This window comes from Citrobacter sp. MGH104, from assembly GCF_001034485.1.
Lineage (GTDB): Bacteria > Pseudomonadota > Gammaproteobacteria > Enterobacterales > Enterobacteriaceae > Citrobacter > Citrobacter freundii.
The window spans coordinates 706,384-719,360 of sequence record NZ_KQ089819.1; the positions used below are offsets into that span (position 1 = coordinate 706,384).

The 12,977-nt window shown below is 51.0% G+C and carries 13 protein-coding genes; 11 read left to right on the forward strand and 2 right to left on the reverse strand.

The annotated features are described in order from the left end of the window. Positions 1-3: 3 nt before the first annotated feature. Positions 4-1,131 carry a slipin family protein gene (locus SK34_RS21655; protein ID WP_003841393.1) on the reverse strand — a complete coding sequence of 376 codons (1,128 nt, stop codon included), beginning with the start codon at positions 1,129-1,131 and terminating at the stop codon, positions 4-6. 448 nt (positions 1,132-1,579) lie between these two features. On the opposite strand from SK34_RS21655, the gene rtcR reads away from it, so the two are divergent. The 7 genes from rtcR to SK34_RS21690 all read left to right on the forward strand — a co-directional run bounded on the left by rtcR (position 1,580) and on the right by SK34_RS21690 (position 8,863). Next, on the forward strand, positions 1,580-3,160 hold the full coding sequence (gene rtcR, locus SK34_RS21660; RefSeq protein ID WP_048234159.1) for an RNA repair transcriptional activator RtcR: 1,581 nt from the start codon (positions 1,580-1,582) through the stop codon (positions 3,158-3,160). A 111-nt stretch (positions 3,161-3,271) separates the two neighbouring features. After that, positions 3,272-4,210, forward strand: coding sequence for a ketopantoate/pantoate/pantothenate transporter PanS (panS, locus tag SK34_RS21665; RefSeq protein WP_048234160.1), 939 nt, complete (start codon positions 3,272-3,274; stop codon positions 4,208-4,210). A 244-nt stretch (positions 4,211-4,454) separates the two neighbouring features. Further along, a complete protein-coding gene (locus tag SK34_RS21670) occupies positions 4,455-6,041 on the forward strand; it encodes a PTS sugar transporter (protein ID WP_044702274.1) in 1,587 nt (528 codons plus the stop codon). Between the two features lie 27 nt (positions 6,042-6,068). Continuing rightward, positions 6,069-6,908, forward strand: coding sequence for a beta/alpha barrel domain-containing protein (locus SK34_RS21675; RefSeq protein WP_044702272.1), 840 nt, complete (start codon positions 6,069-6,071; stop codon positions 6,906-6,908). 17 nt (positions 6,909-6,925) lie between these two features. Then, a complete protein-coding gene (locus tag SK34_RS21680) occupies positions 6,926-7,783 on the forward strand; it encodes a Cof-type HAD-IIB family hydrolase (RefSeq protein WP_044702271.1) in 858 nt (285 codons plus the stop codon). After that, the gene (locus SK34_RS21685) at positions 7,770-8,528 is read left to right on the forward strand and encodes a DeoR/GlpR family DNA-binding transcription regulator (protein ID WP_005132777.1); all 759 of its coding nucleotides are present in this window, start codon (positions 7,770-7,772) and stop codon (positions 8,526-8,528) included. Before SK34_RS21680 ends, SK34_RS21685 begins: the two co-directional genes overlap by 14 nt. A 62-nt stretch (positions 8,529-8,590) precedes the next feature. Beyond that, positions 8,591-8,863, forward strand: a complete 273-nt coding sequence (locus SK34_RS21690) for a YjbD family protein (protein ID WP_003826541.1) — start codon at positions 8,591-8,593, stop codon at positions 8,861-8,863. Here the strand turns inward: SK34_RS21690 and rluF are convergent. Then, positions 8,860-9,735, reverse strand: a complete 876-nt coding sequence (gene rluF / locus SK34_RS21695) for a 23S rRNA pseudouridine(2604) synthase RluF (RefSeq protein ID WP_048234161.1) — start codon at positions 9,733-9,735, stop codon at positions 8,860-8,862. The two genes, SK34_RS21690 and rluF, sit on opposite strands and share 4 nt — an antisense overlap. A gap of 469 nt (positions 9,736-10,204) precedes the next feature. Here rluF and SK34_RS21700 point away from each other — a divergent pair, with 469 nt between their 5' ends. The 4 genes from SK34_RS21700 to SK34_RS21715 all read left to right on the forward strand — a co-directional run bounded on the left by SK34_RS21700 (position 10,205) and on the right by SK34_RS21715 (position 12,946). Beyond that, positions 10,205-11,158: a sugar-binding transcriptional regulator gene (locus SK34_RS21700; RefSeq protein ID WP_048234163.1), complete on the forward strand. Its 954-nt coding sequence runs from the start codon at positions 10,205-10,207 to the stop codon at positions 11,156-11,158. 70 nt (positions 11,159-11,228) lie between these two features. After that, positions 11,229-12,035, forward strand: coding sequence for an SDR family oxidoreductase (locus SK34_RS21705; protein ID WP_003031649.1), 807 nt, complete (start codon positions 11,229-11,231; stop codon positions 12,033-12,035). A 9-nt stretch (positions 12,036-12,044) separates the two neighbouring features. Next, entirely contained in the window at positions 12,045-12,452 is a 408-nt protein-coding gene (locus SK34_RS21710) for a mannose/fructose/sorbose PTS transporter subunit IIA (protein WP_003031647.1), read from the forward strand. Next, positions 12,452-12,946: a PTS sugar transporter subunit IIB gene (locus tag SK34_RS21715; RefSeq protein WP_003031646.1), complete on the forward strand. Its 495-nt coding sequence runs from the start codon at positions 12,452-12,454 to the stop codon at positions 12,944-12,946. The genes SK34_RS21710 and SK34_RS21715 overlap by 1 nt, the downstream gene beginning before the upstream one ends. Positions 12,947-12,977: the final 31 nt, after the last annotated feature.

The following is a 12,977-nucleotide window of genomic DNA, read 5'->3' on the forward strand; positions in this document are numbered from 1 at the left end:
TTCTTATCCTTTTATGTTCACAAGGCCGTGCAGCACCTGATCCAGGCCCCCGAACACCGAGATTTTATCGATACGCTCAGCAACTCTTTCGAGGGTTTCCAGTTCTTTTAAGCGCAGCGCTACCGGGTTGTTTTCCATCACTTTTGCCGTATTTAACAGCGATCGCGTGGCGGCAGTCTCTTCACGACGTCGGATCACGTTGGCCTGGGCGGATTTTTCCGCTTCAACCAGTTGCGATAAAATAGCCTTCATATCGCCGGGCAGGACAATATCCTTTACCCCCAGTGAAGCCACCTCGATACCAAACGGCGTCATCCGGGCTTTCACCTGCGCGCTCACTACTTCATCGATCACCTGCTTATCTTCCAGCAATTCGTCCAGCGTGCGCGTTCCCACCGCTTCACGCAGCGCAAACTGCAATTCACGGTAAAGGTGATCCAGCGGTTTAGTCAGTTGACCAAATGCCAGCAACACATCGCTATAACGCCAGTTCGCCGCCAGGTTTAAACGCAGGTTGACCTTATCTTTGGTCAGTATCTCCTGGCCGCCAACCTCCAGCACCTGCAAACGGGTATCCACCACTTCCGCTTCAATCAGATGGTTTACCTTCCAGTATGCTGTTAACCCCGGCAGCAACAGCGCCTGAGTTTCACCATCAATTTTCAGTACACCGACGTGCCACGCCGGGACCTGCACCGTTAAGATAGCTTCGCGACCTTTCACCGCACCGCTGCGACGTGGCTGTAATACTGCGTTCATCACGTCAACAGGAACCAAAACCTGACGTGTATCCATCCGTACCAGCTTCAGCGCTTCATCGGCCTGCCAGTACAGACGGCGCGTTGCCGGTGGCAAAATTTCCTGCAAGACGCCGTTCACATACAGCGCACCTGCTTCAGTATCGGTTAAATCAGCCACCACACAGTACTGCTCCACCCATGTAGGCTGGAAGCGACGTAAATACTCCGCGAGCGCTTCCGGAATTTCGCTGCCATCGGTATTGATTACCAGAACGTCCGGAGTGTTAAACCATGGCAAACGGTGTTCACCTGCATCCAGTACCTGATAGTAATCACCCTGTCGGGATAACAGGCCAAGCTGGCCTTTACGAATAGTGATTTTTTTCATCATTTTTTATTCCTTATTGTGAGTCAGGCGCGGGTGCAGGGGCGAAGCGACAGGGGAATTCCTTTTTGCCTGTCACACGGCATCATTACCGGCAGCCTGTTCTGGAGCGTGCTAACTGCGCATCACTCCGCTTTATTTCTATGATTAACAACCAGTTTTCATTCGGGGATGAAATTGGGAATCGAACCCACTGTGTGTCATCGGCTGACGGAACACTCCCGGAAAACAGCCTGTGCCGTTCCTGACGTGCCGGCGGGGTTTAACCCCCTGCGCTTTCAGCGTGATTGACGCAAGTGTTATTGCCAGAAGCGTGCCAGGAATTAAAAAAGGCATATTTAATTGTTAATTAATTGATTTTTATAATTTTAATTATTGATGCCAATAATGGCGGTTGTCTTGACGGGTTAATTTTTTTATCTTTTATTCTCTTATTTATCTTTTTGGATAAACCATGAAAAAACGGCGGGTAGTGATTGGCGTACTGGGAACGGTGCTCGATAAGCGCGGCAAGCGGGCCAATCGGTTTAAGAAGTGGCGACCCACGGTTGGGCTATGCCAACAACCCGATTTCCCTGTCGACAGGCTGGAACTCCTCCACCAACCACGCGATGAGAGCATGGCGCAAAGGTTGATTGAAGACGTCGCGCTGCTTTCGCCGCACACCCATGTTCGCCCGCATGCCGTCACCATTAACGATCCGTGGGACTTTGAAGAGGTCTACGCCGCGTTTCTCGACTTTGCCACGCATTATGAATTTGATACGGAAAACGAAGAGTATCTGGTGCACATCACCACCGGCACTCACGTGGCACAAATCTGCTGGTTTTTGCTGACGGAAGCCCGCTACCTGCCCGCCAGCCTGCTGCAAACCGGCCCCGCGCCACGCGGTTCATCAGATGAGGCCATCGCCGCTGGCGTCTGCTCGGTTATCGATCTCGATTTAAGCCGCTACGCCACGCTCACCAGTCGTTTTCAGCGCGAACAGCAGCAGTCGGTCTCTTTTCTGAAAGCCGGGATTGATACGCACAACGCCACCTTCAATAAACTGATCGATCGCATTGAGCGGGTCGCTCTGCGTTCGACCGACCCGATCCTGCTCACCGGCCCTACCGGCGCGGGCAAATCCTTCCTCGCGAAACGCATTTTCCAGCTACGCCAGTCGCGGCATCTGGTAGCGGGAAAACTGGTGGCGGTTAACTGCGCGACCCTGCGCGGCGACAATGCGATGTCCACGCTGTTCGGTCACGTGAAGGGAGCCTTTACCGGTGCGCTCACGGCGCGTAGCGGATTACTGCGAGAGGCCGATGGCGGCGTGCTGTTTCTCGATGAGATCGCCGAATTAGGGCTGGATGAGCAGGCCATGCTGCTAAAAGCGATTGAAGAAAAAACCTTTTTCCCGTTTGGATCGGACAAAGAGGTACACAGCGATTTTCAGCTGATTGCCGGCACCCATCGCGACATGCGGCAATGGGTCGCTGAAGGCCGTTTTCGCGAAGATCTCCATGCGCGTATCAATATGTGGAGCTTCGCCCTGCCCGGTCTGGCGCAGCGGCGGGAAGATATCGCGCCGAACGTCGAGTATGAGCTACACCGTTTTTCCAGCAGTAAACAGATGCAGATCCGTTTCGACAAAGAGGCACGCGCTTCCTATCTGGCATTTGCCTGTTCCTCACAGGCGCAGTGGCGTGGCAATTTTCGCGAGCTAAGTTCATCCATCGCGCGCATGGCGACGCTTGCCGAACAAGGTCGCATCACCTTATCCCTTGTCGAAGAAGAGATTGAGCTGCTAAAGGAGAGTTGGCAGATAGCCACTCCACAGCCTGAACTGAATATGGACATTGACCTGTTCGATCGCCGCCAGTTAGAAACGGTACTGGAAGTGTGCCGCCGCTGCGCGTCGCTGTCGGAAGCCGGACGCGAACTGTTTGCCGTCTCACGGCAGAAAAAAGCCAATCCTAACGATGCAGACCGCCTGCGAAAATATCTCGCCCGCTTCGGGCTGAGCTGGGAAAACATTCACTGCGGAACATAAACATAATTTGTTTGAATAATATTCCATCACGCGATAAACCATAACTATGGTCGGGCTCGATCCCGGCTTTTTTATAACAACACAACACATTTCAATCGCAAGGAATACAACATGCTCGCTACTCTCACGCGGCTGTTCCCGTTATGGGCGCTGCTGCTCTCTGTTATTACGTATTACACACCCTCCACCTTTACGCCTGTCGGGCCATTCGTGCCGTCGTTACTGATGCTGATTATGTTCGGTATGGGCGTGCACCTGAAGGTGGATGACTTTAAACGCGTACTCTCACGCCCGGCCCCGGTCGCGGCGGGTATTTTCCTGCACTATCTGGTGATGCCGCTCGCCGCATGGGTTTTGGCGCTGGCTTTTAATATGCCGCCGGAATTGTCCGCAGGTATGGTGCTGGTCGGTAGCGTGGCCAGCGGAACGGCATCTAACGTAATGATCTACCTGGCGAAAGGCGATGTGGCGCTCTCCGTGACGATTTCATCGGTTTCAACGCTGGTCGGTGTTGTCGCCACGCCGCTGCTCACCCGTCTTTACGTCGACGCGCATATCCAGGTGGATGTGATGGGTATGCTGCTGAGTATTCTGCAGATCGTGGTTATTCCGATTGCTTTGGGTCTGGTCATTCACCATCTGTTCCCACGCGTCGTGAAAGCCGTAGAACCGTATCTGCCCGCGTTTTCTATGGTGTGCATCCTGGCGATTATCAGCGCTGTTGTGGCAGGTTCTGCGTCGCACATAGCGTCAGTCGGCTTTGTGGTAATTATCGCCGTTATTCTGCATAACACCATTGGCCTGCTTGGCGGCTACTGGGGCGGGAAACTGTTCGGCTTTGATGAATCCACCTGCCGCACACTGGCGATTGAAGTCGGCATGCAAAACTCCGGCCTCGCCGCTGCGCTGGGCAAAATTTACTTCGGTCCGCTCGCCGCTCTGCCCGGCGCGCTATTTTCCGTCTGGCACAACCTTTCTGGTTCGCTACTGGCGGGTTACTGGTCCGGGAAGGCGATTGAAGAGAAACCGCACGCAGTAAAACAACACTGATCTCTATAAAATGGAGGAGGCATCCTCCATTTCTCCCTATCTGCATTTGAACCTCATCACAAAACAACAAACATCAACATAAAACAAAATAATTATTTAATTTTTATATTTCAATTGTATATATAAAAAATACAGTTTAAAACTCAAATAAACCCACTTCATAGATGTTGATTTGGTTTGTTTTAATTGGGAATATGCTGTCACTACAACACAGATAAACCCTTACCCTATCTTCGAGGCCGCTATGAAAAAAATTGCGATTATTGGAAGCAGTGGAGGCAACCTCTACAACCTGGGTGGCGCAGAGCCAGAGAAGTTACTCCAGGAAATCTATCAGCAGTGCGAAGCCGCAGGTGTGGAAGTTGCCGCCGTGCAGTTTATCGCGGCGGAAGCTTCGATGGATGTAGCCAAACCCCACACACCGGCATCCGTGTATGCATTAACCACAGAAAACCAACAAAAACCACAAAGGATATTTCAGGGCAAACTTTCAGAGGTGAACGCATCGGTGGTCGAAAGCGATCGCCAGATTGCTGAGATGATCCGTAGCGGCGCGATCGACGGAATCGTTGTGATGAGCGCCGATCCGGGAAAAGCGAACCACGAAGTCTTCACCGCCGCCGTTGAAATGAAAACGCCGATCGTTGGCACCGGCGGAACGTCAATGGCGCTGGTGGCTGCAAAAGGGGCAAATATTGTCGCTACCTCTGGTACGACCGGCACCACCAGCCGAACCCGCGCAGTCTCTTTCGTGGCGTCTCTGTGTAAACACTGGGGCATTAAGTACAAGCCGCAGTTGGGTAACGCTTCACCCTCCCAGGGTGGCTCCGGAAAGAGCCTGCTCAAACGCTTTAACATTCGCAGCATTATGATCCCTGCGCTGCCTGGCTTTATCGCGATGGCGATTGTTCTCGCCCTGAGCCACATCCCGGGTCTGGAAAAACTTAACGATATTTTTGAAATCCTGCTGAAAGGCCTGCCGGTATTGGTTGCCGTGCTGGCGGCAAAACAGATTTCTGAGCTGGATGAAGTCTCAATCGTTGCCGGGGTCGTCGCCGGGGTGCTGTCCGTCGAGGGGGGCCTGATTGGCGGGATCATCGGTGGTTTGATGGCCGGGATTTTCGTTCGTTGGCTGTTTGAATTATGCCTGAACTGGCGCTTTCCGATGACCACCGTCAACATCGTTGCCGGTGGGATTTCAGGTCTTGCCGCCGGGTTGATCATGCACTATCTATTGAGTCCGCTGGCGTTGTCAGCAGGTAATTACATCAAACTGGCTATCGAAAGCACCCTGGCTTTCAGTCCTGTTCTTGCCGGACTGCTGGCAGGGCTGGTTATCTGGCCAGCCATCCTGGGCGGTGTCTATCATGCGGTCATCCTGCCGCTGGTTCTGCTGGAGATGGAAAAATCCGGCGTAAGCTTCCTCGGCGCAGTCGATATGGTGGGTCTGGTGATGGTTGCCGCAGGGATTAACCTTGCCAACGTTATCGCCCCTCGTGAAAAAAGTGAAGCCGCCGTCGCCACACCGGGGCTGCTTATAAACCTGGGTTTCGGAACCTTCGTGGAATCTGCCTACCCCTTCATGTTCGCCAACAAAATTGTCTTTGGCTCCGCCATTTTCTGGGCCGGAATGGGCGGCATGATGCTGGGCTTCTTTAACGTTAAAGGCGTGGCCTATGTTCCCGCTTTTGCCTCGCCGTTCTTGTCCAGCAATGCGCTTCAGATGGCCATCGTGATGATCACAACAATGGCGATGACCTGTATTACCACCATTATTGCTAACCGTTTTAAGGCTGTCGTACAGAGCGAACCTGCAGCGTCAGCCCGTTAATTAATGCACCAACACCAGAGGTACACCATGTTTAAAGGCGATATGAATAAAAAACGCGCCAAAGCGTTACAGAAAGTGAAAGACGCCATTGCGCTCCACGGCGGACAAACCATCCTCAGTACCGGGATCACTGGCGACGATGCGCGTCTGGCGAAAGCGGTGTGTGAGGCAGGCGTTAAGCTGCTGGAACCAAACCACCCAGCACTGGCGCTGGCGCGTGGACACAAAGGCGTGAGCAATATGCATGCAGCGGAGCAGATCCGCCATGAAATCACCAACGGGCAAATGGCTGAAGCGGTACACGGCGTGCGTAACGTGGTTCCTGACGATATTTTCATTACCGTGGGTATTGCGGGAGGTTTTACCGAAACCTTGCCCGTGCCGCTCAGTGACACTGAGATTCTGGAGATTGCCCGTGCCGGAGCCGATGGTTTGCACACGCATAAATCCGACTGGGACGATCTGCAGGATATCGTTAATCTCGCCCATCAATATGGTCTGACCGTTGACGCCTATATTGGTCACCCGGACGATCTGCATACTTTCGGTATTCCTGCGCGCACGCCGGAAGAGGTTTCCAGCGTGGCGAAGCGGATGCAGGAAATTGGCGTCGATATGATCGGCCTGATGACCGGTATGAGCTATGAAGGCGTAGCCGCAGGCGACATTCCACAGGCCATTAAAGAAAGGCTGCGAGCGCTGGTTGGCGCGGTTGATGTACCGACGCTGGCAGAAGGCGGTATTAACCTCGCCAACGCCAAAGCGTTTAAAGATACCGGGGTCAATATTCTGGTCGTCGGTACGGCAATCGACAATATGGTCTGCAACGCCGCCAAAGAGGCCGTCACGCCGTTTATTGCTCAGTAAACGCAGAGGAAAGAGAAATGTTGCTGGTGACCGATCTGGATGGAACGTTACTGACATCACAGAAAACAATCAGCCCGCGCACGCGTCAGGCGCTGGTTGAGTTCCGCCAGCGTGGCGGTCTGCTGGCAGCCTGTTCCGCCAGGCCGGTCTCCTCTATGGTGCGCCTGTTACAACAGCAACAGGTAGATAAATTGTTTGCCTGGTGCGCCGGTTTTAATGGCGGGCAAATTCTGGAGATGACGTCGCAGCATATGATTCATACTGCGACACTCTCTTGCATGGCTCTCCGGGAGATTGACCAATCTCTTTCCTGCTACCCCCATCATTTTTTTAGCGCCGATGCTATTTATCATCGTGATGACCGACTCGTGGCACCATGGACGACTTATGAGGCCAACTTATTTGAGCTACCCTTTATTTCGGCAGCGCCTGAATATATTTTTAATCAGCATGACATTTATAAGATCACATTAGTGGCAGAACAATCAAAAGTAAATGCATTATGTACGGCAATGAATAATGAATTACCCTATGGTTATATGGCGACAATCACCGGAGGGAATTATATTGACATCCAACGTACTGAAATAAACAAAGGCTATGCTATAAACATGTTAAGGCAACAGCTAAATATAGCGACCGAACAGGTTACGGCGATTGGCGATCAGCAGAACGATATCAGTATGTTTACCGCTGCGAACATCGGTATCGCCATGGGCAATGCGCCTGATGCAGTAAAACAACACGCCAGCTATGTAACGGCCTCTAATGATGATGAAGGTATTGTCTGTGCACTGGAGTGGTTGCGTTGCTTTGCGCATCCAGTTACCATGCGCCAAAGCACGACATTGGCGGAAAATAATGAACCCGATTAAAAGAAGAAAACATATTCTTGATGAATTAAATAAGTTCGGTGAAGTCACAGTCATCAAATTATCGGAAACGCTAAAAGTTACATCAGAGACCATTCGCCGTGACCTCTCGATACTGGAGTCCGAAGGACAAATTACCAAAATCCATGGCGGGGCTGTCAAAAAACAGGTCGTTCAGGAAGATGAGTTCGGCGCGCGGATTGATATACACCGTGATGAAAAAATGGCAATTGGTAAAATTGCCGCCACGATGGTTAGCGAACGCGATACGCTGTTTATTGACTCCTGTACGACTAACTTAATTCTTGCTGAACTATTACCCCCACTCGCTTATTCTGTTATTACCAACTCAGCGTTAATTGCGGATAAAATTAAAGAGCATAATCTTCAGGCCCGCGTTTACGTCTTAGGCGGTGAATATGACTACCATTTTCGCGCCAATCTCGGTGTCTCGGTTTGTCAGCAAATTAACGCCATTCACGCCGATATCTGCTTTATTGGCGCAGGTGGAATTTCGCCTCAGCATGGAGTGCTGGTAAAAAGTTTTGATGAGGCGTACGTGGCGAAGTCCATGATTGCCATGAGCAAAAAAGCGGTAATTCTCGCCGACCATACCAAATTTGGTCAGGATGGGGTGATGTGTATCGCCACGTTAAAAGAAATCGATAGCATCATCACGGATAAAGGATTCAAAACAACGGGTTATACCCAGCAGGACTTTGGCGGAAAATTGCGTATTGCCTATTGAGCGCTATCAGCCTGGCCAGGATTACCGTACACTGAGGATATCGGCTAACAGAGGGCACCCGTATGGCACTCCCCCGCATTACCCAAAAAGAGATGACCGAGCGCGAACAGCGTGAACTGAAAACGCTGCTTGACCGCGCGCGCATTGCGCATGGCCGGCTGCTGACCAACGCAGAGACCAACAGCATCAAGAAAGAGTACATCGATAAACTGATGGCCTTGCGCGAAGCGGAAGCGAAAAAAGCCCGCCAGTTAAAGAAAAAGCAGGCTTATAAACCGGATGCGGAAGCATCGTTTTCCTGGTCAGCGAATACGCCAACGCGCGGCAGACGTTAACGTCCTTTCTTCTTACGCCCCGGCGAGGTAAAGCGTTTACCGTTTGCTGCCGGGCGTGATTTCTCTTTCTCCGCAGATTTTTCGATTTTCACTACCGGGCGCTTAATGCCTGCGGTTTTTGGCTTCGCTTTCGCCTTCGGTTTGGCCTCTGAGGACGAGTTCTCAATCAACTTGAACAGATCGATCAGTTCGTCATCCGTCAGGTCGCGCCATTCACCCAGTGGCAAGCCGGACAAACTCACGTTCATGATGCGTGTGCGCTCAAGCTTGGTAACTTCATAGCCAAAGTGTTCGCACATACGACGGATCTGACGGTTCAGCCCCTGAATCAGCGTGATGCGAAACACAAACGGCGCTTCTTTCTTCACCTTACATTTCTTGGTGACGGTACCGAGGATTGGCACACCAGCCCCCATACCACGGATAAAGTCATCAGTGACCGGCTTATCTACCGTCACCAGATACTCTTTTTCGTGATCGTTACCGGCACGCAGGATTTTATTCACCAGGTCGCCGTGGTTGGTCAGAAAGATTAGCCCCTGGGAATCTTTATCCAGACGGCCAATGGGGAACACGCGCTTGCTGTGATTCACGAAATCAACAATGTTGTCGCGTTCGCTGTCTTCGGTGGTGCTGACAATTCCTACCGGCTTGTTCAGCGCGATAAAAACCAGATCTTCCGCTTCACGCGGCTCAATCAACCGACCATTCACTTTTACGACGTCGCCAGGCATCACCTGATCGCCGATGGTGGCGCGTTTACCATTCAGGAAGACATTCCCTTGTTCGATAAAGCGATCCGCCTCGCGACGCGAGCAGATTCCGCTTTCACTGATGTATTTATTTAATCGGATGGATGAGTCGGGCAGCATAATTTCTCCTGTATACACTTCATCCTTCAAGCCGTCTCTGCGTTGGCTGCCCTCACTTACCCTGGTCACATAGTTATCTATGCTCCCAGGAATTCGTTCCCTTGCCGCCTTGATACAACTTGAATGCTTTTGTGTATTAAAAGCGAAATATACCCTACCTTGCGGACGATAAAAAATAATCGTGTTCGACTGCCCACGCGCTATTTGTGATCCGTCACACCTTTTGACACAAAAGTGTCAGCGATTCATCCCTGCAATTTTGTTGGGTGAAAACAAGCAGAATCAATACATTAGAGAGACAAACACATCTGTGCCGACAGCACGCCATCACCACATCAAATGTGCAACACAATCGGCCATTACAGGGCACTGAAATAAGTGAAAATAGCTTTGAGATGGAGAACGGTTGGGGTTATATCAGATCAAGAAGACAATTTCGTGATTTGCACAAATGTGCAGGAGTCCAAAAATGGCGACGGAAAACAGCGATGATATCCGCCTAATCGTAAAGATAGCGCAGCTGTATTACGAACAGGATATGACACAAGCGCAAATCGCCCGCGAGCTGGGGATTTACCGCACCACGATCAGCCGGTTGCTAAAACGTGGACGCGAGCAGGGTATCGTCACCATCGCCATTAATTACGACTACAACGAAAATCTGTGGCTGGAACAGCAGCTAAAACAGAAATTTGGCCTGAAAGAAGCGGTGGTGGTCTCCTGCGACAGTGAACAGGAAGACGAACAACTCACCATGATGGGTGTGCACGGTGCACAGTTGCTGGAACGCTTACTGGAACCAGGGGACATTATCGGGTTCTCATGGGGCCGCGCGGTGCGGGGACTGGTGGAAGGGTTATCCCCTGCCAGCCAGTCGCGCCAGCTGATCTGCGTGCCGATTATCGGCGGACCGTCCGGCAAGCTTGAAAGCCGCTACCACGTCAATACGTTGACCTACGGCGCTGCGGCAAAGCTTAAAGGGGAATCACACCTGGCAGATTTCCCGGCACTGCTGGAAAACCCGCTGATCCGTAACGGGATCATGCAGTCACGACATTTTAAATCGATTTCAGCTTATTGGGATAATCTGGACATCGCGCTGGTTGGGATTGGATCTCCGGCAATACGTGATGGCGCCAACTGGCACGCTTTTTACGGCAGTGAAGAGAGTGATGACCTGCATGCTCGCCGGGTCGCCGGAGACATTTGCTCGCGCTTTTACGATATCAACGGTGCAACCGTAGAAACCAATATGAGTGAAAAGACGCTCTCCATCGAAACCAATAAATTAAAACAGACGCGTTATTCCATTGGCATTGCAATGGGTGAAGAAAAATACAGTGGGATATTAGGCGCATTACGTGGGAATTATATTAATTGTTTAGTCACCAACAGCCATACCGCTGAATTATTGTTGAAGTAAATAAATTCTAATTGGTCCTGCCATAATTAATTTTATGTGGGATCCCCTTATCTGAAATCGGGAGTTAATTATGCAAACGTGGTTAAACTTGCAGGGCAAAGTCATTATTGTTACCGGTGGTGCATCCGGTATTGGGCTAGCGATTGTTGAAGAGTTATTAGCGCAGGGCGCTAATGTGCAAATGGCGGATATTCACGGTGGTGACGGTAAATATGAAGGCCATAATGGATATCATTTCTGGCCGACAGATATTTCCAGCGCCAAAGAAGTTAATCATACCGTTACCGAAATTATCCACCGCTATGGGCGTATCGATGGTTTGGTGAATAACGCAGGCGTTAATTTTCCGCGGCTACTGGTCGATGAAAAAGCCCCCGCCGGGCAATATGAACTCAACGAAGCCGCTTTTGAAAAAATGGTGAATATCAACCAGAAAGGTGTGTTCTTAATGTCGCAAGCAGCGGCACGCCAAATGGTAAAACAGCGTAACGGCGTGATTGTGAATGTCTCTTCAGAAAGCGGGCTGGAAGGTTCAGAGGGCCAAAGTTGCTATGCCGCCACCAAAGCAGCATTGAATAGCTTTACCCGTTCCTGGTCGAAAGAGTTGGGCAAACACGGCATTCGTGTGGTGGGCATTGCACCCGGCATTCTGGAAAAAACCGGACTGCGTACCCCCGAATATGAAGAAGCGCTGGCCTGGACTCGCAACATCACCGTCGAACAGCTGCGCGAGGGCTACACCAAGAACGCGATCCCAATTGGGCGCTCAGGGCGCTTAAGCGAAGTCGCTGATTTTGTTTGTTATCTTTTGTCTGAGCGCGCCAGTTACATAACCGGAGTAACCACTAACATTGCTGGCGGAAAAACGCGAGGCTAAGGAGGTTTTATGGTCAATGCAATCTTCTGTGCTCACGGCAAACTGGCCTGCGCCATGCTGGAATCGGTACAGATGGTCTACGGTGATGCCAACGTTGAAGCCGTGGCATTTGTCCCCGGAGAGAACGCCAGCGACATCGTGGAAAAGCTGAAAAAGTTAGTAAGTATTCACACTGGCGATGAATGGCTGATTGCCGTCGATTTGCAGTGTGGCAGTCCCTGGAATGCTGCCGCGACGCTGGCGATGCACAATCCGGCGATACGGGTCATTAGCGGGTTATCACTGCCGTTGGCGCTGGAACTGGTAGACAACCAAAGCAGTATGAATGTGGATGAACTGTGCGAACACCTGACGACCATTGCTCAACAAACCTGTGTCGTCTGGAAACATCTGGAAACGGCCGAAGAGGATTTCTGATGAACATTACCCTTGCTCGTATTGATGACCGCCTGATCCACGGTCAGGTCACCACCGTCTGGTCGAAGGTGGCGAATGCCCAACGGATTATTATCTGTAATGACGACGTTTATAACGATGAAGTACGTCGTACATTATTACGTCAGGCCGCCCCGCCGGGAATGAAAGTGAACGTTGTTAATATCGAAAAGGCGGTCGCAGTTTACCATAATCCGCAATACCAGAACGAAACCGTTTTTTATCTATTTACCCGCCCGCAGGATGCATTAGCAATGGTAAAACAAGGGGTAAAAATCACCACATTAAATATTGGCGGCATGGCCTGGCGACCAGGTAAAAAACAATTAACCAAAGCCGTTTCTTTAGATAACGACGATATTCATGCGTTTCGTGAGTTAGATAAACTGGGTGTCACGCTGGATTTACGCGTCGTCGCATCCGATCCATCTATTAATATTCTCGAAAAAATAGAAGAACAATCGTTCGCTGAATAAATAAAAATGCCTGTGTACTTATGCTTTAACA